At 69.3% G+C, this 20,811-nt stretch carries 20 protein-coding genes; 16 read left to right on the top strand and 4 right to left on the bottom strand.

What is annotated here, in order from left to right; all coding sequences use genetic code 11:
- Nucleotides 1-14: 14 nt before the first annotated feature.
- The 14 genes from E1H18_RS25855 (at nucleotide 15) to E1H18_RS25790 (ending at nucleotide 12,832) form a co-directional block, all read left to right on the top strand.
- Nucleotides 15-464, top strand: a complete 450-nt coding sequence (locus E1H18_RS25855; protein WP_062098120.1) for a heavy metal-responsive transcriptional regulator — start codon at nucleotides 15-17, stop codon at nucleotides 462-464.
- A 132-nt stretch (nucleotides 465-596) separates the two neighbouring features.
- Nucleotides 597-977, top strand: coding sequence for a hypothetical protein (locus tag E1H18_RS25850; RefSeq protein WP_066730188.1), 381 nt, complete (start codon nucleotides 597-599; stop codon nucleotides 975-977).
- 50 nt (nucleotides 978-1,027) lie between these two features.
- Complete coding sequence (locus E1H18_RS25845) at nucleotides 1,028-2,893, top strand: 2Fe-2S iron-sulfur cluster-binding protein (RefSeq protein WP_241736216.1); 1,866 nt, start codon at nucleotides 1,028-1,030, stop codon at nucleotides 2,891-2,893.
- Nucleotides 2,893-3,615 carry a hypothetical protein gene (locus E1H18_RS25840; RefSeq protein WP_062100026.1) on the top strand — a complete coding sequence of 241 codons (723 nt, stop codon included), beginning with the start codon at nucleotides 2,893-2,895 and terminating at the stop codon, nucleotides 3,613-3,615. The genes E1H18_RS25845 and E1H18_RS25840 overlap by 1 nt, the downstream gene beginning before the upstream one ends.
- On the top strand, nucleotides 3,615-4,328 hold the full coding sequence (locus E1H18_RS25835; RefSeq protein WP_231732075.1) for a cytochrome C: 714 nt from the start codon (nucleotides 3,615-3,617) through the stop codon (nucleotides 4,326-4,328). Before E1H18_RS25840 ends, E1H18_RS25835 begins: the two co-directional genes overlap by 1 nt.
- Entirely contained in the window at nucleotides 4,315-4,716 is a 402-nt protein-coding gene (locus tag E1H18_RS25830) for a DUF1622 domain-containing protein (protein WP_062100024.1), read from the top strand. Before E1H18_RS25835 ends, E1H18_RS25830 begins: the two co-directional genes overlap by 14 nt.
- A 30-nt stretch (nucleotides 4,717-4,746) precedes the next feature.
- A complete protein-coding gene (locus E1H18_RS25825; protein ID WP_062100023.1) occupies nucleotides 4,747-5,193 on the top strand; it encodes a four-helix bundle copper-binding protein in 447 nt (148 codons plus the stop codon).
- 118 nt (nucleotides 5,194-5,311) lie between these two features.
- Nucleotides 5,312-5,671 carry a hypothetical protein gene (locus E1H18_RS25820; RefSeq protein WP_062100022.1) on the top strand — a complete coding sequence of 120 codons (360 nt, stop codon included), beginning with the start codon at nucleotides 5,312-5,314 and terminating at the stop codon, nucleotides 5,669-5,671.
- A gap of 154 nt (nucleotides 5,672-5,825) precedes the next feature.
- Nucleotides 5,826-7,346 carry an aldehyde dehydrogenase family protein gene (locus E1H18_RS25815; RefSeq protein WP_062100021.1) on the top strand — a complete coding sequence of 507 codons (1,521 nt, stop codon included), beginning with the start codon at nucleotides 5,826-5,828 and terminating at the stop codon, nucleotides 7,344-7,346.
- A 22-nt stretch (nucleotides 7,347-7,368) separates the two neighbouring features.
- Nucleotides 7,369-8,394, top strand: coding sequence for an alcohol dehydrogenase AdhP (gene adhP / locus E1H18_RS25810; protein WP_062100020.1), 1,026 nt, complete (start codon nucleotides 7,369-7,371; stop codon nucleotides 8,392-8,394).
- A 29-nt stretch (nucleotides 8,395-8,423) separates the two neighbouring features.
- Nucleotides 8,424-10,112 (top strand): copper resistance system multicopper oxidase, encoded by a 1,689-nt coding sequence (locus tag E1H18_RS25805; protein ID WP_172274912.1) that lies wholly within the window; start codon nucleotides 8,424-8,426, stop codon nucleotides 10,110-10,112.
- The gene (locus tag E1H18_RS25800; protein ID WP_171012819.1) at nucleotides 10,109-11,077 is read left to right on the top strand and encodes a copper resistance protein B; all 969 of its coding nucleotides are present in this window, start codon (nucleotides 10,109-10,111) and stop codon (nucleotides 11,075-11,077) included. Before E1H18_RS25805 ends, E1H18_RS25800 begins: the two co-directional genes overlap by 4 nt.
- On the top strand, nucleotides 11,068-12,330 hold the full coding sequence (locus tag E1H18_RS25795) for an MFS transporter (protein WP_062099701.1): 1,263 nt from the start codon (nucleotides 11,068-11,070) through the stop codon (nucleotides 12,328-12,330). The genes E1H18_RS25800 and E1H18_RS25795 overlap by 10 nt, the downstream gene beginning before the upstream one ends.
- Nucleotides 12,331-12,394: 64 nt before the next feature.
- On the top strand, nucleotides 12,395-12,832 hold the full coding sequence (locus E1H18_RS25790) for a DUF411 domain-containing protein (protein ID WP_062099702.1): 438 nt from the start codon (nucleotides 12,395-12,397) through the stop codon (nucleotides 12,830-12,832).
- A gap of 34 nt (nucleotides 12,833-12,866) precedes the next feature.
- Here the strand turns inward: E1H18_RS25790 and E1H18_RS25785 are convergent, their stop codons facing one another.
- From E1H18_RS25785 to E1H18_RS25775, 3 genes are all read right to left on the bottom strand, one after another.
- A complete protein-coding gene (locus tag E1H18_RS25785) occupies nucleotides 12,867-13,274 on the bottom strand; it encodes a response regulator (protein ID WP_101714500.1) in 408 nt (135 codons plus the stop codon).
- An 80-nt stretch (nucleotides 13,275-13,354) separates the two neighbouring features.
- Nucleotides 13,355-13,978 carry a response regulator transcription factor gene (locus tag E1H18_RS25780; RefSeq protein ID WP_172274909.1) on the bottom strand — a complete coding sequence of 208 codons (624 nt, stop codon included), beginning with the start codon at nucleotides 13,976-13,978 and terminating at the stop codon, nucleotides 13,355-13,357.
- Nucleotides 13,968-15,503, bottom strand: a complete 1,536-nt coding sequence (locus tag E1H18_RS25775; protein WP_062099705.1) for a PAS domain S-box protein — start codon at nucleotides 15,501-15,503, stop codon at nucleotides 13,968-13,970. The genes E1H18_RS25780 and E1H18_RS25775 overlap by 11 nt, the downstream gene beginning before the upstream one ends.
- A gap of 387 nt (nucleotides 15,504-15,890) precedes the next feature.
- Here E1H18_RS25775 and E1H18_RS25770 point away from each other — a divergent pair, with 387 nt between their 5' ends.
- Complete coding sequence (locus E1H18_RS25770; RefSeq protein ID WP_172274907.1) at nucleotides 15,891-18,227, top strand: heavy metal translocating P-type ATPase; 2,337 nt, start codon at nucleotides 15,891-15,893, stop codon at nucleotides 18,225-18,227.
- A 60-nt stretch (nucleotides 18,228-18,287) separates the two neighbouring features.
- The gene (locus tag E1H18_RS25765) at nucleotides 18,288-20,054 is read left to right on the top strand and encodes an oleate hydratase (protein WP_172274904.1); all 1,767 of its coding nucleotides are present in this window, start codon (nucleotides 18,288-18,290) and stop codon (nucleotides 20,052-20,054) included.
- Between the two features lie 31 nt (nucleotides 20,055-20,085).
- Here E1H18_RS25765 and E1H18_RS25760 read toward each other — a convergent pair whose 3' ends face one another.
- Nucleotides 20,086-20,712, bottom strand: coding sequence for a response regulator transcription factor (locus E1H18_RS25760; RefSeq protein ID WP_062099708.1), 627 nt, complete (start codon nucleotides 20,710-20,712; stop codon nucleotides 20,086-20,088).
- Between the last annotated feature and the right edge of the window lie 99 nt (nucleotides 20,713-20,811).

The following is a 20,811-nucleotide window of genomic DNA, read 5'->3' as shown; positions in this document are numbered from 1 at the left end:
AGGCGACGAGTATCATGACGACCTTCAAGATCGGCGCGTTCGCCGCAGCCGCCGGCGTGCGGCGCGATACGATCCGGTACTACGAGCGCACCGGCCTGCTGCGCGATCCGGGCAGGACCGGCGCCGGCTACCGTGTCTATGAGGACGCCGACCTCCTGCGGCTCCATTTCATCCGGGCCGCGCAGGAGCTCGGCTTCACGCTCGCCGAAACCGCCGACCTGCTCGCGCTTCAAGCCTCCGACACCGCCAAGGCGTCGGCGGTGCTGGAGATCACCCGCGAGAAGATCCGCGACGCCGAACGCCGCATTCAGCGGCTGTCGGATATCCGTGACGTGCTCAGCGCGCTGGCCGACGATTGCCCGATGGACGTGGCGGCCTCGGACTGTCCGATCCTGGCCTTCCTCGCCGAAAGACGGGTCCGGCGGTCGGACGCCCGCGGCGACGCACCGCGGGAGGCGCTCTGACCCGCCCGGGCGCGCGGCGACACGTCAATCCTTGGCCGGCGACCTCGCCGGCTCCACCGCTCGCCCCTGGCGCGCCCGTCCGCGGCGAAGGCCATCGGTGTCGAGCCCATGATCTCCAGGGAGGAACTTGCCATGATCGACATCCGCCACACACTTCGCGCGCCCATCCAGGCGCTTGTGATCGGCGCCGCGGCGCTCGCCCTCACCGCCTGCGGCGACAAGGGCGCTGAGCCCCCGCCGCCCGCGGCCTCGGTCCAGGCCCCGGCCCCGTCGCCCGCCGCGGCCCCGGTCCCCAGCGCCGCCGATCCGGATCCCGGCGTCGGCGGCTCGACGGCGCCTTCGAACAACGCCGCCGGGCAACATGACGCCGATCACGACGCGGCGACGATGGAACGCCATCATCGTCAGGAGATGGATCACCACGCCATGCGCCAGGGCGGCGCGGCCACGGGGACGACGCCCCAACCCGACGCCGCGCCGATGAGCCCATCGGCTCCGATGAAGGACATGTGAAGACGAGGGCAAGCCCGATGCGCGGGACGACCAGCCGACAGGGATGGAGCTTGGGTCTGGCCGCCGCCTGCCTTCTGCTTTCGACGGCGGCCATCGCCCAGGAAGGCGACGAGCACGCGGCCCACCATCCGGGCGCGCAAGGCGGCGCGATGGCGGACGCCGGCGTCATGGGCGCCGCGCCGAGCCCCGCGGCAGCCGGCATGAGCGGAATGATGGACGAGATGATGGAGGGCGAAGGCGAGCATGGCGCCCGGCGCACGCCCTTCGTCTCACAACTGCTCGCCGCCCCGTCGCTCAGCGCCGAGGGGCGCAACCGGTTGATGGGCGAGGCCCAAGCGCGCGTGGAGCGCGGACTGGCCATGGCCGCCGAGGCCTCCGCCGCCGCGCGGTCCGAAGATCCGGCCGCCCGGGCGAGCGCGGCGCGGCGCCTGCGTGAAGCAAGCGACCTCTTCGCGAGCGGATCGGCCGCGCTCGCCGCCCTCGACCGCGGCGCGTCCCCGCAGCCGGCGGCGATCACCTGGTTTCGGGATCAGATGAGCCTGGGCGCGCCGCCGCACGCGGCGCCGATCCGGTGGCTCGGCGTCTCGCCGCCCCATTTCATGCTGATGTTCGTCCTGGCGATGGTCAGCGCGATGCTGCTGGGCCTGCAGGTCGCGCGCCTGCGGCGGGTCCGCAAGATCGTCGACGCCGGCGGGTCGACGGCCCCCGCGCCCGCCCCGGCGACCGCGACGGCCTCGCCACGCCAGGCGGCGGCCGTTGAGCCGGGCGCTGAAACGCTCACGCCGAGCAACGCCGCGCCGCCCGCCGGGGCGTCGCTGCGCAAGCCCAGGAGCTGGTCTGGCCCGTTGCGGGTGGTCCAGATCGTGCGGGAGACGCCGACGATTCAGACCTTCCGGCTGGCCGACCCGGCCGCCGATCGGCTGCCCTTCGATTTTCTGCCCGGCCAGTTTCTCCAGGTCGAGGTGGAGCCGGTGGATGGCAAGCCCTCGCGGCGATCCTACACCATCGCCTCCTCGCCGACGCAGCGCGCCTATGTCGAGCTAACGGTCAAGCGCGAGGAGCAGGGCGTCGTGTCGTGCTTTCTGCACGACAAGGTCGCCGTCGGCGACCTGCTGAAGACGACGGGCCCCTTCGGCGCGTTCACCTTCACCGGAACCGACGCCGACAGCATCGTGCTGATCGCCGGCGGGGTCGGCATCACCCCCATGATGTCGGTCCTGCGCTACCTGACCGACACGGCTTGGTCGGGCGAGATCTTCTTCCTGTACGGCGCCCGTTCGACCGACGAATTCGTCTTCCGCGAGGAGCTCGAGCGGCTCGAGCGGCGGTTCTCCAATCTGCACGTGATGGCGGCCATGCGACGCTCGGCCGGCACGGTCTGGCTGGGGCCGCAAGGCCCGCTCACCCGCCAGATGCTGCTCGACGCGGTCCCAGACATCGCCCGCCGCCGCATTCACATGTGCGGGCCGCCGGGCATGATGGCCGCGATGCGCCGGGAGCTGGCCGCTCTGGGCGTCCCGGACGCTCAACTTCACACCGAAGCCTTCGGGCCCGCGTCGCTGCCCGCCGACGCGGCCGAGCTCGAGGTCAAGGCGCCGCCCCCCGCGCCGTCATCCCCGAGCGTCGTCGCGCCCCCCACGCCGGCGGTCGCCGCGGCCACCATCACCTTTTCCGTGGCGGGCGTGTCGGCCCCGCTCCCCGCCGGCCAGACCGTCCTGGAAGCCGCGGAGGGCGCGGGGGTGGAAATCCCCTATGCCTGCCGCTCGGGTGAATGCGGCGTCTGCGTCACCCGGCTGATTTCGGGCGAGGTCACCATGGCGGTGGAGACCGGCCTGGATCCCGCCGACAAGGCCAAGGGCTACATCCTGGCCTGCCAGGCCAAGAGCACGGGCCAGCCGCTCGTGGTGGAGGCCTGATGCGCGAGCGCGGCGACATGGCCGTCGGCCTGCTTGTGGCCTTCCTGCTGCTCTTTCCGCTGGGCTACGTCCTGCACGTCGCGCCGCGCTTTCCCGGCAGCCTGGTCGGCGGCGTCATCGGCGTCGTCGCCGCCGTCCTCATGCTGCTGACCCTGCCCTATGTGGTGGTCAAGCACGTCAAGGCGGCGGAACGGTGGACAGGCCGGTTCGTCAGCAAGCCGACGCTGCTGGCCCTGCATGTGTATGCGGGCGTGCTGGCTCCGATCCTGGGGTTGGTTCATGCCGCCCACAAGTTCGGCAGCCCCGTCGGCCTAACGCTGACTGGCCTTGTGCTGCTGACGGTCCTCAGCGGCTTCGTCGGCCGCTACCTGCTGGCGCAGACGGCGCGGGCCCTGCGCGGCCGCCGCTCCGAGCTGGCGTCCCTGCAAGCGGCGTATCTCCACCTGCCGGCGCCCCCGGCGCCGACGGCGGCGGCCGTTGCGCTTTCCCGCTGGAAGCGGCTGTTCTTCGTCGCCGGCGAACCGCCGGCGCCGCCGCCCGATGGGGCCGAGGCCCTGGCCGCGGCCTTGGCCGACACCGAGTTCGCCATCCGCGCGGAGGGTGCGACCAACCGGCTGTTGTCGCGTTGGCGGTGGCTGCACGCTGTCCTGGGGGCGCTGGTCTACCTGGTGCTGCTTTTGCACATCGCCGCGGCCATCTATTTCGGGCTGCGCTGGCTATGATGCGGGACCGCCTCCTCTACTGGATCTTTGTCGCCGCCGGCCTGGCGCTGCTGGGCGTCGCGGCGATGATGCAGACAAGCGCGCCGCCCGGCGCCGGACCGGTGGCTCAGCTTGTCGCGCCAGGCCCCCTGTCGCCGGCCCACCAAGCCTTCGGCGCGCAGTGCGCCAGTTGCCACACGCCTCTCAAGGGCGTGGAGAGCAAGACCTGCGTCGCCTGCCACGCGAGCACCGATTTCGGAAACAAACAGTCGACCCAGTTCCATGCCCAGGCCAAGGAGTGCACGGCTTGCCACGTCGAGCACGAAGGCGCGCGCGCCATCGTGAAGATGGACCATCAGGCGTTGCTCGATCCGGCGGTGTGGCGAGGGCCGGCTGTTTCGCCACCCAATCCGCACGCCTTGCCGCCCGAAGCCGCGCTCAATTGCGCAAGCTGCCATTCCGTCCGCGATCCGCATCTGGGACTCTTCGGCCAGGACTGCGCCAGCTGCCACGCGACCAGCAGTTGGAAGGTTCCCAACTTCCGGCATCCGTCGGTCAGCTCGACGCAATGCTCGGAGTGCCACACCGCGCCGCCCAGTCATTTCATGGAGCACTTCAGCATGGTCTCCCAGCGCGCCGCCGGCTCCAAGGCGCGCGTCGAACAATGCTACGCCTGTCACACCACCGACAGCTTCAACAACATCCGCCGCCGAGGCTGGTATGATCACCATTGAGTCCGGCTGGCTCAGCGCCTTCTTCAGGCTCGCGGTGATCATCCTCGAGCTGGCGGGCACGCTGACCATCCTCAGCGGCGCGGCGCTGGCGACGATCCTGTTCGCCCTGCGGGCCCGATCGGGCGACCGGGCCAAGGCCTATGGCGCGTTCCGGTCCGCCCTCGGCCGAAGCATCCTTCTTGGCCTCGAATTCCTGGTCGCCGGCGACATCGTCAAGTCGCTCGTCATCAACCCGACCTTGGACGATCTCATCGTCCTGGCCGGTCTGGTCTTCGTGCGCACCTTCCTTAGCATCTCGCTCGGCGTCGAGATCAACGGCCACTGGCCCTGGGAGGACACGCGCATGGCCAGGGCCACGGGCCGCGAACCTTCCTCACCGCGGGTCTGACCAGACCCGCCCACCCGCCGGGAGATTGACATGCTGCAACGACGAGACCTGCTCACGGGAGCCGCCCTGTTGGCGGCCGGCGCCGCCCAGCCCGCCGCGGCGGCCGCCCAGGCCCACGACATGAAGGGCATGGACGCCATGCCCGGCATGGCGATGTCGATGAGCGACTGCATCGATCACTGCCTGGCTTCCCATCGCCGGTGCCTTGAGACCGCCGCCTACGCCCTCGGTCAAGGCGGCGCGCTCGCCGCCCCCGACCTGATCGCCATGCTCACCGACTGCGCCGAGCTGTGCCAGGCGACCGCCAACTCCATGCTCCGCGGCTCGGCCCTGCACCCGGTGCTCTGCCGCGCCTGCGCCGAAGCCTGCGACCTGTGCGCGGCGGCCTGTTCGAAACCCCGCGCCGACGCCCCGATGGCCCAGTGCGCCGAGACGTGCAGGGTGTGCGCCGCGGGCTGCCGACAGATGTCGCGCTGACCGCGCCTTCGGACCTTACGTATACGCGCGGCCGCCAATTGCGGGCATTGCAAGCGTCACGCCGTTCGAGATGCAGACGACGCCATCGGACGCGAACGTCATAAGTTGGAGATCAGAAATGATGCGCAAGATCGCAGTCGTGGCCGGCGCTGTCGGCCTTCTGGCCATGGGGACCGCCGCATTCGCCGACGGCCCCGCGCCCAAGGCCCAGACCCAGCCCGCGCCGGCCGCCTCCGCCCAGACCCCGCCGGACCACGCCCACATGCAGGGCATGGACCATGGCGGCCAGCAGATGCACGACCAGATGATGAAGGACCATCAACAGGGGATGGCGAACATGCCGGCCACGCCGCCCAAGGATCCCGCCGCCAAGAAGCCCATGAAGGGCTGCTGCATGGACAAGCCGATGGCCCCGAAAGGCAAACCCATGGCTCCCAAGGACGCCAAGGATCCCGCCATGCCCATGAAGGACATGTAACGCCCGCTCAAGCCGCGACGCGCCGAAGAACCTGCCGGGCGAGCACGCCCGGCAGGTTCTTTCACGTCCGGGCGCCGCCAGGCGATGTGACATCTACGGATATCCTCGGCCGCGCCCGCCACTAGGCTCGTCGTCACCAGCAGGGAGCCAAGCGATGTTCCACAAGGCCATCGAGACGATGCGCGCCGCGCCCTTGTTCAAGGCGCGCTACGACAACTTCATCGGCGGCGCCTGGTCGGCCCCGACCACGGGCGAGTACTTCGCCGACCACAGCCCGATCAATGGCGACCGGATCGCCGAGTTCGCCCTGTCGGGTCCGGCCGACGTGGAACTGGCGCTCGACGCCGCCCATCGCGCCAAGGCCGGCTGGGCGCGGTTGTCGCCGGCCGAGCGGTCCCGGCTGCTGAGCCGGGTCGCCGATCGCCTGGAGCAGAACCTCGACCTGCTGGCGCTCGCCGAGACGCTCGACAACGGCAAGCCGATCCGCGAGACGCGCGGCGCCGACGTGCCGCTCGCGGTCGATCACTTCCGCTATTTCGCTGGATGCATCCGGGCCGAGGAAGGCGCGATCTCGACGATCGACGCCGACACCATCGCCTACCATTTCCGCGAGCCGCTTGGCGTGGTCGGCCAGATCATTCCCTGGAACTTCCCCCTGCTGATGGCGGCCTGGAAGATCGCGCCCGCGCTGGCCGCCGGCAACTGCACGGTCATCAAGCCAGCGTCCCAGACGCCCCTGACGCTGATGATGCTCGCCGAACTCACCGCCGACATCCTGCCGCCGGGCGTGCTCAACGTCGTGACCGGGCCCGGCCGAACCGTCGGCCAGGCGATCGCCGCCAACCCGCGGATCGCCAAGGTCTCGTTCACCGGCGAGACGGTCACGGGCAAGGCGATCATGCACGCCGCGGCCGATCACCTGATCCCGCAGACGATGGAGCTCGGGGGCAAGTCGCCCAACATCTTCATGGCCGACGTCCTTGATGAGGAGGACGCCTTCTTCGACAAGGCGCTGGAAGGGTTCACGCTCTTCGCCTTCAACAAGGGCGAGGTCTGCACCTGTCCCTCGCGCGCCCTGATCCATGAATCGATCTTCGACCGGTTCATGGAGCGGGCCGTGGCCCGCGTGGCGGCGATCCGTCAGGGCGACCCGCTCGACCCCGCGACCCAGCTGGGCGCCCAGGCGTCCGAAGACCAGCTGCGCAAGATCCTCGGCTATATCGAGATCGGCAAGAACGAGGGCGCGCAATGCCTGATCGGCGGCGCGCGGGCGCTGCCCGGAGGCGAACTCGACGGGGGCTATTTCGTGCAGCCGACCGTCTTCGTCGGCGACAACAGCATGCGGATCTTCCAGGAGGAGATCTTCGGCCCAGTGTTGTCGGTGACGACCTTCAAGACCCTCGACGAGGCGATCGCGATCGCCAACGACACCCCCTATGGTCTGGGCGCCGGCGTCTGGAGCCGCAGCGGCAACACCGCCTATCGCCTCGGCCGCGCCATCGAGGCCGGACGGGTCTGGACCAACTGCTATCACCAGTATCCGGCCCACGCCGCCTTCGGCGGCTACAAGGCCTCGGGGTTCGGACGCGAGACCCACAAGGCGATGCTCGATCACTACCAGCAGACCAAGAACCTGCTCGTCTCCTACGACGAGCACGGCCTTGGTCTCTTCTGATCCCTCGCAAAGGAGCACAGCCATGGCCAAGACCATGAAGGCGGCTGTCGTCCGCCAATTCGGCGCGCCGCTGGTGATCGAGGAAGCGCCGATCCCCACGGTCGGTCCCGGACAGATCCTGGTGAAGATCGCCGCCACCGGCGTCTGTCACACCGACCTGCACGCCGCCGAGGGCGATTGGCCGGTGAAGCCGAACCCGCCCTTCATTCCTGGCCATGAAGGCGTCGGTCACGTCGCCGCTGTCGGGTCGGGCGTCACCCACGTCAAGGAGGGCGACCGGGTCGGCGTGCCGTGGCTCTACACCGCCTGCGGCCATTGCGTGCATTGCCTGGGGGGATGGGAGACCCTGTGCGAGAGCCAGCAGAACACCGGCTATTCGGTCAACGGCAGCTTCGCCGAATACGTCCTCGCCGACCCCAACTATGTCGGCCACCTGCCGGACAATGTCGGCTTTATCGACATCGCGCCGATCCTGTGCGCGGGCGTTACCGTCTACAAGGGACTGAAGGCGACCGAGGCCAAGCCGGGCGAGTGGGTCGTGGTCTCCGGCATCGGCGGCCTGGGTCACATGGCCGTGCAGTACGCCAAGGCGATGGGGCTCAACGTGGCGGCGGTCGACATCGACGACCGCAAGCTCGATCTGGCGACACGCCTTGGCGCGGCCGTGACCGTCAACGCCCGAGAGCAGGATCCCGCCGCCGCGATCAAGGCGGCGATCGGCGGCGCGCAGGGCGTCCTCGTCACCGCCGTCTCGCCCAAGGCCTTCCAGCAGGCGCTCGGCATGGTCCGGCGCGGCGGCACGGTGGCCCTCAATGGCCTGCCGCCCGGCGATTTTCCGCTGTCGATCTTCGACACCGTGCTCAACGGCGTCACCGTCCGCGGCTCGATCGTCGGCACCCGGCTCGACCTGATGGAGGCGCTGGCCTTCGCCGGCGAGGGCAAGGTTCACGCGACTGTCCACACCGAACCGCTCGAGAAGATCAACGACGTCTTCGCGCGCATGCACCACGGCGACATCGAGGGCCGCATCGTCCTCGACCTCGCCTAATCCCCCCCGCGACGAACCGCGAGCAAACCATGTTCGACAGTCCTACCTTGCCGGCCACACGGCGCCGCTTCGTCCAGGGCCTGGCGGTCAGCGGGGCGGTGGCCGGAGTTTCGCCGGCGCTGCTGGCGGGCCCCGCCGCCGCCGCGACCGCCGAATTGCGCGGGACCGAATTCGATCTCGAGATCGCCGAACTGCCGGTCAACTTCACCGGCAAGCGTCGGATCGCCACGGCGGTGAACGGCGCCGTGCCCGCCCCCGTGCTGCGATTGCGCGAGGGCGACACCGTCACCCTGCGCGTCCGCAACCGCCTCAAGGAGATGTCCAGCATCCACTGGCACGGGGTCATCCTGCCCGCCGAGATGGACGGCGTACCAGGCATCAGCTTTCCCGGGATCGCGCCCGGCGAGACCTTCACCTATCGCTTCGAGCTGCGTCAGGCGGGCACCTACTGGTATCACGCGCACACCTTGGCCGAGCAAACCGGGCTTTATGGCGCGATCATCGTCGAGCCGCGCGCGCCGACCGGACCTGCGCCCGATCGGGACTACGCCATCCTGCTGAGCGACTGGTCGGACGAACCGCCGCTGCAGATCTTCACGAACCTCAAGAAGCTGAGCAGCTACTACAATTTCGCGCAGCCGACCGCCGGAGACTTCCTCGATGATGTGAGCCGCCTGGGGGCGGGCCAGGCCCTGACGCGGCGGCGGATGTGGAACCGGTCGCGGATGAACCCGACGGACTACAGCGACGTCTCGGCCGCCACCTACACCTACCTGATGAACGGAACGCCGCCGGCCGGGAATTGGACGGGCATAGCCGCCGCCGGCGAGCGGGTTCGCCTGCGGTTCGTGGGCGCGGCGACGGCGACCTTCTTCGACGTGCGCATTCCCGGCGTCGCGATGACCGTCGTCTCGACCGACGGCCAGCCGGTGGAGCCGGTGACGGTCGAGGAGTTCCGGATCGGGCCGGGCGAGACCTACGACGTCGAGTTCACCATGGGCGACGGCGCCCGCACGATCTTCGCCCAATCGATCGACCGGACCGGCTTCGCCCGCGGCGTCATCGCCCCAGCGCCCGGCATGACGGCGCCGACGCCGGCGCTCGATGCGCGGACCTGGCTCGATCCGGTCGACATGATGGGCGCCATGGCCGCCATGGGCGGCGAACACGCCGGCCACGGCATGGCGGACACGCCCCCGAAGGCGCGTCACGCGCGCACCGAGTACGGCGCCAACACCGACATGCGCGTCGACTATCCGCGCACCAATCTCGACGATCCCGGCGCGGGCCTGCGCGAGCGGTCCTGGCGGGTGCTGACCCTGGCCGACCTTCGCACGCCCGGCGGCGATCCGGATCCTCGCGAGCCGGAGCGTGAGATCGAGTTGCACCTCACCGGCAACATGGAGCGCTTCATCTGGACGCTGGACGGGATCAAGCTGAACGATTCCCGTCCGCTCCACTTCAAGCCGAACGCGCGGCTGCGCATCGTTCTCGTCAACGACACGATGATGGCCCACCCGATGCACCTCCACGGCATGTGGAGCGATGTCGAAGGCCCGGACGGCGCGTTCCAGGTCCGCAAGCATACCGTGGTGGTCCAGCCCGCCCAGCGGATCAGCTTTCGCGTCACCGCCGACGCCATGGGGCGATGGGCCTTCCACTGTCATCTGCTCTACCACATGGCGGCCGGCATGTTCCGGGAGGTGGTCGTCGCATGACCCGTCTGGCCCTCTCGCGAGCGTCTCTGCTCGCCTTGGCTCTGAGCGTTTCGGCCGTGGCCGCGCCCGCAATCGCCCAGGACGCCCCCCATCAGCACGCCGCGCCACCGCCGCCGAGCCCGGCCCCAACGGCCTCCCCCGCGGCGCCTGCGGATCACGCGGGCATGGATATGTCCGGCATGGATATGTCCGGCGCGGGGACGCCCGCCGGCGGCATGACCATGGACATGGGACGGATGCAGGGCGGCAAGGCTCCGCCGGACGCCCGCAACTCCGACGACTATGCGGACGGCTATCGCAATTCGACGCTGCCGGGCTACGAGATGGCCGACAAGCTGTCGATCCCCAAGGTTCTCGTTGACGAACTGGAGTTCGCCAGCGGCAACGAGGGGCAGGGCGTCGGCTGGACCGTCCTCGTCACCCAGGGCCAGGACGACAGCAAGCTCTGGCTGCGCAGCCAGGGCCTCAAGAACTCCAAGGATCGCCTCGATCCGGAGAGCAGCGTCGAGGCGCTGTGGTGGCGCAGCAAGAGCCCGTTCTGGGGCACGTTGCTGGGCGTTCGTCAGGATCTCGGCAAGGGGGCGACCACTTGGCTCGCCGCCGGCGTCGAGGGCCTGGCGCCCTACTGGTTCGATGTCCAGCTGACCGGCTACGTCGGCGACGACGGCCGCCTCGGCGCCCGCGCCAAGGGCGCCTACGAGGTCCGCTTCACCAATCGCCTCATCCTGACCCCGCAGGTCGAAACCAACCTCTATTCCAAGCGCTCGACCGACCGTGAGCTCGGCGGCGGCTTCAGCAACGTCGAGCTGAGCGCTCGGCTGCGCTACGAGGTCTCGCGGAAATTCGCGCCCTATGTCGGCTTCGTCTGGGAGCGGGCGCTGGACGACACCGCCGACTTCCGACGTGCCGATCGCCAGCGCCCGGCCGAGCATCGGGTGGTTGTCGGCTTGCGATCATGGTGGTGAGGCGCTGCGCGGCGCCTTGGCGACCGGAAGACGGCCTGACGTGTTCTGCGGCGGACGATAGCCCTGGCCGGAGCCAGACGGCTGCGTCGATCCTGTTGCTTCTCGCGGTCGCGGCGGCGTCTGCGGGCCAGACCGCCGTCCTCGCCTTTCTCCCGACCCTCGTCGACGGAGGCCAGGCCGACTTGGCGCTGCGCATCCACGATGTCCATGTCGCGAGTTTGACGGCGGCCCACCCGCTGGCGGCGCTCGTCTTCGCGCCGCTCTGGGGATGGCTCGCCGACCGCATCGACTACCGGATCATTCTGCGCACGGCCCTGGTCGTCCTCGCGCTGGCGACCGCGCCGGTCGGGGCGGTCCCGCTCCCCATGCTGTATGGACTTCGCTTGCTGGCTGGGCTGTCCGCGGCCGCCATCATCCCGCTGGCGCTGCTGTCAACGAACTTCGCACCCGGTGGCCGGGACGAGCAGGCGAGGCGTTTCACCTGGCTGACGGCCTTCATGTTTCTTGGCGACCTGTTCGGCCCCCTGCTCGCCGAAGCGTCCGCGTCGCTCTTTCCCCGCACGCCGCTGTTGGTGCTCGCGCTCGTCATCGCCGTGCTGGCGCTGGCGCTGACGACCGGCATTGTGCGCTTGCCGGCCCGCTGTGCCGCCCGTCCCGAGGGACGTCGCCTGCAAGCCCCGCCGCGCGTCGTCACGCTTGTCCTCCTGCTTGTCACCATCGTCGGCGGCGGCGGACTCGCCGCCATGCATGTCAGCCTGCTCGTGACCCGCTCCGAGGGCGCGCTGAGCCGCGAGGCGATCGCCGGGATGCTCAGTCTCTGCGGGCTGGCGATGTTGGCGGCTCAGCTTTTCCACACCCGCGTCACCTGGCTGGTGACCGCGCCTCGACGCCTGGCCTGCCTCACGCTCGCGCTTCTAGCCCTGTCGCTGTTTCTCTTTCGGTTTGGAACGACCGTGGTCGAAATGGCCGGTCTCATCGCCGTCGCCGGCTGGAGCTCAGCCAGTCTTCGGCTGGTCACGAGCTTCTGGATCAGCGGCCCCATGCGGCCCTCTGGAGTCATGCTTGGGCTGCAGCATACAGCCGCGAGCCTCGGCCAGGCGCTGGCGCCCATGTCGCTCGCCGTCGTGTCACCCCATCGGCAAGCGGCCGTCGTCGAAGCGATCGGCTGGCTGTCGCTCGGTCTGCTCGCGCTTCTGCCGGCGATATGGCGCCGGACGGCGACACCGGTCCATCCAGCCGGGGAAAGGGCGTGACAGCGCCGCCACGTCCGAGAGCCGCGTCCGCCACGCGCCCAGCTTCACGCCAAGGAGTCCGCCCATGAAAATCCGCCTCGCCGCCGTTCTGCTGTTGCTCGCCTTGCCCAGCGCCGCGCTGGCGGCTGGCGACATCCTGCTCTATCGCGACCCTGGATGTGGTTGCTGCGAGGCCTGGGCCCAGGCCGTCCGTGCGAAACTGGACAGAAAGGTCATCGTCAGGGATCAGGTCGCCCGCGTGCGCCTGCAGCGCCAATCCGGCCTGCCGCCGGCGCTTTCCTCCTGCCACACCGCGATCATCGACGGTTTCGTTATCGAAGGTCATGTGCCGGTCGCCGAGGTGAAGCGTCTCCTGGCCGCCCGGCCGGCTGGCGTGAAGGGGCTCGCCGTCGGCGGCATGCCGATCGGCTCGGAGGGCATGGCGGCGCCGAGCGGGGCGCGGCAACACTACGATGTCGTGGCCTTCGGGCCGGCCGGCGCGCGGGTTTTCGCCCGCTACTGACCTCCAACGGTCAGGGCCATGGGCTGGCGTCGGGTCAATGCGCGTCGCGCGACATCCCCGACTGCCGACGCAAGGCTTCGAGCACCGCCCGGCCGATCACCGGCTTGGGGATCACCTGATCGAAGCCGGCCGCGCGCGCGCGTTGCTCGAGATCCTCGTCGTAGAAGCCGGAGATCAGGATGGCGCCGCCGCGCCAGCCCTGGCGCCGGAGATGATCCAGGAGCGTCAGGCCGTCGATGTCGGGCATCCGGTAGTCGAGGATCACGCAATCGGCTTCCCTAGCGCGCGGATCAGCCAGAAGGGCGCTCCCCGTGGTGTAGCCGCTCACCGTGTAGCCGCGGGCTCGAAGCATGAGGAGGAGGCCGCGTCGCACGCCAGGATCATCGTCGGAGACGAGGACCGTATAGCGGCGATCGCGCGGCGAGGAACTGACCGATAACATCGCGCGATGAAGGCATCCGGTTGAAAGCCTGGTGACCGTCGCATGTCCGCCGCCTCCGGGTCGCTACGTAAACGTCGCAGTCACTTGGGTTTGCGGCCCATCCCGGCGGCGAAGGCGATCCTAAGCGCCTCGGACAGGTTGCGCACGTCCAGCTTGGTCATCAGGCTGGCGCGATGCACCTCCACGGTGCGTGACGAGCATCCAAGGTCATAGGCGATGGTCTTGTTGGGATGGCCTTGGGCCAAGCCCTCCAGCACCTCGCGCTCACGAGGGGTGAGGCTGGCGATGCGCACCTGCGCGTCCGACGCCTCGATCGCGCGGACGTCGGCGTCGTCGATACGCGCGAATGCTCGCTCGACCGCATGGAGAAGAGCGGCCTTCTCGAAGGGCTTTTCGAGGAAATCCACGGCGCCGGCCTTCATCGCCTGAACCGCGACCGACACATCGCCATGACCCGTCAGCACGATGACCGGCATCTGGATGCCGCGCTCGGCCATGGCGGTCTGCACCTCCAGGCCGTCCATCGCCGGCATGCGCACGTCGAGAATGACGCAGCCCTGGGTCGTCGACCGGGCCGCCCTCAGGAACTCCACGCCCGAAGCGTAGGTCTCCACGCCAAAGCCCGCCGTCTTCAAGGCGAACCCGGCCGCGCGCCGGATCGCCTCTTCGTCGTCGACGAGGTGTATGATCCGCCTATCCCCCATAATCCTCCTCCGCCCCCGCGTGGATCAAGGTGAAATGGAACCGGGCGCCGCCACGCTCAGGCGCCTCGACCCAGATCCGCCCGCCGTGCGCTTCGATGATGGTCCGGCAGATCGAGAGCCCCAGACCCATGCCGTCGGCCTTGGTCGAGACGAACGCCGTGAAGAGCTGCTCGCCGATGTCCTCGGCGATGCCCGGCCCGCTATCCTCGACGGTGACCTCGATCAGGCCGTCGCCGCGCAGGCGCGTGGCGATTCTCAGGTCGCGGATCGGGGTGTCCGCCATCGCCTCGATGGCGTTGCGCATAAGGTTGACCAGGACCTGTTGAATCTGCACCCGATCGACGAGGACGGGCGTGGCCGCCGGATCGAAATCGAAGAAGCTGCGCACCCCCCGCTCGCGCGCGCCCACGAGCGCCAGCTGGCCGGCGTCGCCGATCACCTGCGCCAGGTCGTGCAGGCTCTTCTCGACCTCGCCGCGCGCCACGAAGTCGCGCAGGCGGCGCACGATATGGCCAGCGCGCAGGGTTTCCTGCGCGGCCTCGTCCATGACCCGGCGAAAGGTGGCGAAGGGTTCCCCCTGCTCGGCTTCCAGCATGTCGCGGATCGTCTCCAGATAGAGCGAGACGGCCGCCAGAGGCTGGTTGAGTTCATGCGCCAGGGTCGAGGCCATGGTGCCCATGGCGCTCAGCCGGGAGACATGAACCAGCTCGGCCTGAAGCGCCTTCAGCTTCAGTTCGTCCTGCTCCTTGGCGGTCAGATCGCGAATGAAGCCGGTGAACAGCCGCTGGCCGTTCTCGCCCGCCTCGCCGACCGAAAGCTCCATCGGGAAGGTCGACCCGTCACGTCGCAGCCCCACCACGACGCGGCCGACGCCGATGATCCTGCGCTCGCCGGTCTGCAGGTAGTGGTTGATGTACGCGTCGTGCCGGCCATGGTCCGGCTCGGGCATCAGACACGCGACATTGCGGCCGATCAGCTCGGCCTCGCGATAGCCGAACAGGCGCTCGGCCGCCGCGCTGAACGAGGTGATGGCGCCGGCCTCGTCGATGATGATCATCGCGTCCGGCACCGTCGCCAGGATCGATTGCAAATGCTGCTCGCGCGTTTCGATGGAGGCGCGCACCGCGGCCTCGTCGGTGATGTCGCGGGCGATGCAGGCGAAGCCGCGATGCGCGCCCGCGTCGAACAGCGGCGTGACGGTCAGGCGGGCGAGGTATTCAGCGCCGTTTTCGCAGACCCGCCAGGCCTCGCGCTCCAGCACGCCGTCGCGCAAGGCCGCGGCGAGATCCGCCCGGGGACGCCCGGCGTGGATCTCATCGGGCGGATAGAAGACATCGTGCTGCTGGCCGACGACGTGATCGGCTGACCAGCATTCGATCCGTTCGCCGCCGATATTGTAGCTCAGGACCCGTCCCGAGGCGGCAAGCAGCGTCAGGACATAGCCGCCGGCCTGGCGCAGAAACAGCCGCGCAAGCTGCTCGACGGCGGCCACGCCCGCCTCGGGGCCTTGATCCTGGTCGCGCATGCCGCCGGCTCAGGCCAGATCCGCGGCGCGCAGGCGCGGCGATGCGGCGCGAGCGCGAGCTTGGCGACACCCCGCGGGGCCGGACCGGCAGGCCGCCCGACAACGCCGCGCGCCAGCCTTCAGCCCCCACGCGCGCGGGTCCGATAGTGCATCCATGGGTCACGGTCTCGCTTGTATCCGCGGGGTCCTATCGCGTTTACGCGCGGGCCGGCCGGTCCCCTCAGAATTTCAGCGCAAAGTGCGGCCGCGCCGTTGCTTGGCGCCCGCGCGGCTTGTCGAACGCCTCGCGGCCTGTTGCCCTCTCCAGCCGCGGGTCTGAGGAGAGTACGTATTGACCCCGGCACGATCTCAGACCCTACAAGGGCTGCTGGCGAAAGGAACGCGCGGATGAACGAGACCAAGCCCACGGCGCATGGCGCCCCGGCGGCCGACCAGGTGAAGGACCCGGTCTGCGGCATGAGCGTGGACCCGGCCAAGACCGCGCACCATGCCGAGCACGCCGGCAAGCCGCACCACTTCTGCAGCGCGGGCTGCCGGGCCAAATTCATCGCCGATCCCGACCGCTATCTCGGCGCGCCGGCCGCGTCGGCCGCGTCGGCCGCGCCCGAAGGCGTCATCTGGACCTGCCCCATGCATCCGGAGATCCGCCAGGACCATCCCGGAGCCTGTCCCATCTGCGGCATGGCGCTCGAACCGGCGACGGTGACCGCCGACGCCGGTCCCAGCCATGAGCTGATCGACATGACCCGCCGCTTCTGGGTCGGTCTGGCTCTCAGCATCCCGGTGCTGATCCTCGAGATGGGCGGCCATCTATTCCCCGCGTTGCATCACATCATCCCGATGCCGGTTTCGATATGGGTCCAGTTCGCCCTGGCTACCCCGGTGGTCCTATGGGCCGGTTGGCCGTTCTTCGAGCGTGGCTGGGCCTCGCTGAAGACCCGCAACCTCAACATGTTCACGCTGATCGCCATGGGGACGGGCGTGGCCTGGATCTATAGCGTCGTCGCCACGCTCGCGCCCCAGGTCTTCCCACCCGCGTTCCAGAACACCGACGGCGTGGTGGCGGTCTATTTCGAGGCCGCGGCGGTGATCACCGTGCTGGTGCTGCTGGGCCAGGTGCTCGAACTGCGGGCGCGCGAGCGCACATCGGGCGCGATCAAGGCGCTGCTCAATCTGGCGCCCAAGACCGCGCGCCGCATCGCGGCGGACGGGTCGGAGGCGGAGGTCAGCCTCGATCTGGTGACGGTCGGCGATCGTCTGCGCGTGCGGCCCGGCGAAAAGGTCCCGGTCGACGGGGTGGTCGAGGACGGCCGTTCCTCGCTGGACGAGTCGATGGTCACCGGCGAGTCCATGCCGGTCACGAAGGCCAAGGACGACAAGGTGATCGGCGGCACGCTCAACCAGACCGGCGCGCTGGTCATCGTCGCCGACAAGGTCGGTCGCGACACCATGCTCGCCCGCATCGTCCAGATGGTCGCCGAGGCCCAGCGTTCGCGCGCGCCGATCCAGCGCATGGCCGACCAGGTCTCCGGCTGGTTCGTCCCGGTCGTCATCGGCGTGGCGGTCCTGGCCTTCATCGCCTGGAGCGTCTGGGGGCCCGAGCCGCGCTTCGCCTACGGACTCGTGGCCGCCGTCGCCGTCCTGATCATCGCCTGTCCCTGCGCGCTGGGGCTCGCCACGCCGATGTCGATCATGGTCGGCGTCGGCCGGGGCGCGGGCGTCGGCGTCCTGATCAAGAACGCCGAAGCGCTCGAGCATATTGAGAAGGTCGACACCCTGGTCGTCGACAAGACCGGCACGCTGACGGAGGGCCGCCCGGCGGTCACGCAGGTCGTGCCCGCGGCGGGGTTTGACGAGGTCGAACTGCTGCGGCTGGCCGCGTCCGTCGAACGGGCGTCCGAACATCCGCTGGCGCTGGCCATCGTCGAAGCGGCCAAGGCGCGCGGCGTCGCGGTCGCCGAGGTCAGCGATTTCGATTCCCCGACCGGGCGCGGCGCGCTGGGAACCGTCGAGGGCCGCCGCATCGTGCTCGGCAACGCCCGGTTCCTGGCCGACGAGGGCGTCGCGACCGAGGCCCTGGCGGAGCAGGCCGACGCCCTTCGCCGCGACGGGGCCACGGCGATCTTCATCGGCGTCGACGGCCGGGTCGGCGGCGCCTTCGCCATCGCCGACCCCGTCAAGGCGACCACGCCCGAAGCCTTGGCCGCCCTCAAGGCCGAAGGCATCCGGGTGGTGATGCTGACGGGCGACAACCGCACCACGGCCGAGGCGGTCGCGCGGCGTCTGGGCATCGAGGAAGTGGAAGCCGAGGTCCTGCCCGACCAGAAGAGCGCCGTCGTCGCGCGTCTCAAGCGCGAGGGGCGCGTGGTCGCCATGGCCGGAGACGGCGTCAACGACGCGCCGGCCCTCGCCGCGGCCGATGTCGGCATCGCCATGGGCTCGGGGACCGATGTGGCGATCGAGAGCGCGGGCGTCACCCTCCTCAAGGGCGACCTCAACGGCATCGTCAAGGCGCGGCGGCTGAGCCAGGCGACCATGTCCAACATCCGCCAGAACCTGGTCTTCGCCTTCATCTACAACGTCGCGGGCGTGCCCGTGGCGGCCGGCGTGCTCTATCCGCTGTTTGGCATCCTGCTCTCGCCGATCATCGCGGCCGCGGCGATGGCGCTGTCCTCGGTCAGCGTGGTCACCAACGCGCTGCGGCTCAATCGGCAGAAGATATGAGCATGCGCGCTCGTCCCGAAGCCGCCGCCCAAACCGCTCGCCGCCCCTAGGAGCCCGCCAATGCATTACAGCCGCGGAAATTATGAAGCGTTCGTCCGTCCCCGCAAGCCGGAGCGGGCCGACAGGGCGACGGCCTGGTTCGTCGGCGCGGGCCTCGCCGGCCTGGCGGGCGCGGCCTTCCTCATCAGGGACGGCGGCGTCGCGGGCCAGCGCATCACGCTTCTCGAGGAGCTGGAGCTTCCCGGCGGCGCCCTTGATGGCCTGGACGTGGCGGAAAAGGGGTTCGTCATCCGCGGCGGGCGCGAGATGGAGGCGCATTTCGAGTGCCTCTGGGATCTCTACCGCTCGATCCCCTCGCTCGAGCTCGAAGACGCCAGCGTCCTCGACGAATTCTACCGGCTCAACAAGGACGATCCGAACGTCTCGCTGCAGCGGGTCACGCAGAGCCGCGGGCAGGATGTGCCCGACAAGGCGCTGCTGACGCTGAACGACAAGGCCCAACGAGAGCTCCTCTCCGTCTTCCTGGCGACCCGCGAAGAGATGGAGAACAAGCGGATCAACGAGGTGTTCGGCCCCGATTTCCTGAAGAGCAATTTCTGGCTGTTCTGGCGTACGATGTTCGCGTTCGAGGAGTGGCATTCGGCCCTGGAGATGAAACTCTATCTCCACCGCTTCATCCACCACATCGGCCAGCTCGCCGACTTCTCGTCGCTCAAGTTCAACCGGTACAATCAATACGAGTCGATGGTCCTGCCGCTGGTCAAGTGGCTGCAGGATCAGGGCGTCCGGTTCCGCTACGGCGTTCAGGTCACCGACATCGATTTCGCGATCGACGCCGAACGCAAGCAGGCGACGCGGATCGGCTGGATCGAGAAGGGCGCCGAGGGCGGCGTCGATCTTGGCCCCGACGATCTGGTGTTCATCACCATCGGGTCGCTGACCGAAAATTCCGACAGCGGCGACCATCAGACCCCGGCCAAGCTGAATCAAGGCCCGGCGCCCGCCTGGGACCTGTGGCGGCGCATCGCGGCCAAGGACCCGGCCTTCGGACGTCCCGACGTGTTCGGGGCCCATATTGCGCAGACCAAATGGGCGTCGGCGACCATCACCACGCTCGACGCGCGTATTCCGCAGTACATCCGCAAGATCGCCAAGCGCGATCCGTTCAGCGGCAAGGTGGTCACCGCCGGCATCGTCACGGCCAAGGATTCGAGCTGGCTGCTGAGTTGGACGGTCAGCCGCCAGCCCCATTTCAAGAAGCAGCCGAAGGACCAGCTCGTGGCCTGGTTCTACGCCCTGTTCGTCGATCGGCCCGGCGACTATGTGAAAAAGCCGATGCAGGCCTGCACTGGCGAGGAGATCACCCAGGAATGGCTCTATCACCTCGGCGTCCCGGTCGAGGATATCGCCGATCTCGCGGCGAGCGGCGCCAGGACCGTGCCGGTGATGATGCCCTATATCACCGCCTTCTTCATGCCCCGCCAGGCCGGAGACCGGCCGGACGTGGTCCCGGCGGGGGCCGTCAATTTCGCCTTCATCGGCCAGTTCGCCGAGTCCAAGCAGCGCGACTGCATCTTCACCACGGAGTATTCGGTCCGCACGCCGATGGAGGCGGTCTACACGCTGCTCGATGTCGAGCGCGGCGTGCCCGAAGTGTTCAACTCGACCTATGACATTCGCACTCTGCTGGCCGCCGTCGCGCCGCTGCGGGATGGCGAGGGCATCGAGATCCCCGGCCCCGCCATCCTGCGCAAGCTGCTGCTGAAGACGCTGGAAGGCACCGAGATCGCCAAGCTGGTCGAGCGGTTTCATCTGATCGCGGACTAGCGATCGCCGGGGCGGCCGCCGCGGCGAGCGTCTAGGCTCGCGGCGGCCGTCCCATCCCCGCCGCGAAGGCGATCCGCAGGGTCTGGGCCAAGGTCTGGACGCCGAGCTTGCGTGCCAGGCTCGCGCGACAGACCTCGACCGTGCGCGAGGAGATCCCGAGATCATAGGCGATGGCCTTGTTCGCGCGCCCCTGGGCGAGACCTTCGAGGACATCCCGCTCGCGCGGCGACAGGGCCTCGACGCGGCCCTGCGCCTCGGCTTCCTCGGCCGCCCGGCCATCGGCCCGGTCGATGCGCGCGAAGCCGCGATGGAGCGCTTCGAGCAGCATGGCCTTTTCAACAGGCTTGGCCAGGAAGTCGACGGCCCCGGCCCGCATCGCCCGGACCGCCAGGGCGACATCGCCATTGCCGGTCAGCACGACGACCGGCATGTCGACGCCGATATCGGCCAGGGCGACCTGAACCTCAAGCCCGCCCAGGCCCGGCATCTGCATGTCCAGGATGACGCAGCCGATCTTGGCCTGCGTCGCGACGGCCACAAACGCCGTCCCCGACGGATAGGTCTCGACGCTGAAGCCCGTGGCGCGGAGCATGAAGCCGACCGACCGCTGGATCGTCTCCTCGTCGTCGACGATATGAACGACACGCTTGTCCCCCATGGGCCTCCTCAGGCGAACTGAGCGGGCGCCAGGCTGCAGCGGCGAATGCGGCGCCGCTTCGCGGACGCCTTGTGCGGGTTGGACCGGGGTCCAGGGTCA

The sequence above is a fragment of the Caulobacter sp. RHG1 genome (assembly GCF_013181195.1).
Classification (GTDB): domain Bacteria; phylum Pseudomonadota; class Alphaproteobacteria; order Caulobacterales; family Caulobacteraceae; genus Caulobacter.
The sequence above is the reverse complement of the archived record's forward strand: the minus strand, read 5'-3'. Positions and strand labels throughout refer to the sequence as shown.

Excerpts from the sequence above, each read along its gene's own strand:
- E1H18_RS25855 (WP_062098120.1), top strand. The coding sequence starts at position 15 with ATGACGACCTTCAAGATCGGCGCGTTCGCCGCAGCCGCCGGCGTGCGG.
- E1H18_RS25850 (WP_066730188.1), top strand. The coding sequence starts at position 597 with ATGATCGACATCCGCCACACACTTCGCGCGCCCATCCAGGCGCTTGTG.
- E1H18_RS25840 (WP_062100026.1), top strand. The coding sequence starts at position 2,893 with ATGCGCGAGCGCGGCGACATGGCCGTCGGCCTGCTTGTGGCCTTCCTG.
- E1H18_RS25835 (WP_231732075.1), top strand. The coding sequence starts at position 3,615 with ATGCGGGACCGCCTCCTCTACTGGATCTTTGTCGCCGCCGGCCTGGCG.
- E1H18_RS25830 (WP_062100024.1), top strand. The coding sequence starts at position 4,315 with ATGATCACCATTGAGTCCGGCTGGCTCAGCGCCTTCTTCAGGCTCGCG.
- E1H18_RS25825 (WP_062100023.1), top strand. The coding sequence starts at position 4,747 with ATGCTGCAACGACGAGACCTGCTCACGGGAGCCGCCCTGTTGGCGGCC.
- E1H18_RS25820 (WP_062100022.1), top strand. The coding sequence starts at position 5,312 with ATGATGCGCAAGATCGCAGTCGTGGCCGGCGCTGTCGGCCTTCTGGCC.
- E1H18_RS25815 (WP_062100021.1), top strand. The coding sequence starts at position 5,826 with ATGTTCCACAAGGCCATCGAGACGATGCGCGCCGCGCCCTTGTTCAAG.
- adhP (WP_062100020.1), top strand. The coding sequence starts at position 7,369 with ATGGCCAAGACCATGAAGGCGGCTGTCGTCCGCCAATTCGGCGCGCCG.
- E1H18_RS25805 (WP_172274912.1), top strand. The coding sequence starts at position 8,424 with ATGTTCGACAGTCCTACCTTGCCGGCCACACGGCGCCGCTTCGTCCAG.
- E1H18_RS25800 (WP_171012819.1), top strand. The coding sequence starts at position 10,109 with ATGACCCGTCTGGCCCTCTCGCGAGCGTCTCTGCTCGCCTTGGCTCTG.
- E1H18_RS25795 (WP_062099701.1), top strand. The coding sequence starts at position 11,068 with ATGGTGGTGAGGCGCTGCGCGGCGCCTTGGCGACCGGAAGACGGCCTG.
- E1H18_RS25790 (WP_062099702.1), top strand. The coding sequence starts at position 12,395 with ATGAAAATCCGCCTCGCCGCCGTTCTGCTGTTGCTCGCCTTGCCCAGC.
- E1H18_RS25785 (WP_101714500.1), bottom strand. The coding sequence starts at position 13,274 with ATGTTATCGGTCAGTTCCTCGCCGCGCGATCGCCGCTATACGGTCCTC.
- E1H18_RS25780 (WP_172274909.1), bottom strand. The coding sequence starts at position 13,978 with ATGGGGGATAGGCGGATCATACACCTCGTCGACGACGAAGAGGCGATC.
- E1H18_RS25775 (WP_062099705.1), bottom strand. The coding sequence starts at position 15,503 with ATGCGCGACCAGGATCAAGGCCCCGAGGCGGGCGTGGCCGCCGTCGAG.
- E1H18_RS25770 (WP_172274907.1), top strand. The coding sequence starts at position 15,891 with ATGAACGAGACCAAGCCCACGGCGCATGGCGCCCCGGCGGCCGACCAG.
- E1H18_RS25765 (WP_172274904.1), top strand. The coding sequence starts at position 18,288 with ATGCATTACAGCCGCGGAAATTATGAAGCGTTCGTCCGTCCCCGCAAG.
- E1H18_RS25760 (WP_062099708.1), bottom strand. The coding sequence starts at position 20,712 with ATGGGGGACAAGCGTGTCGTTCATATCGTCGACGACGAGGAGACGATC.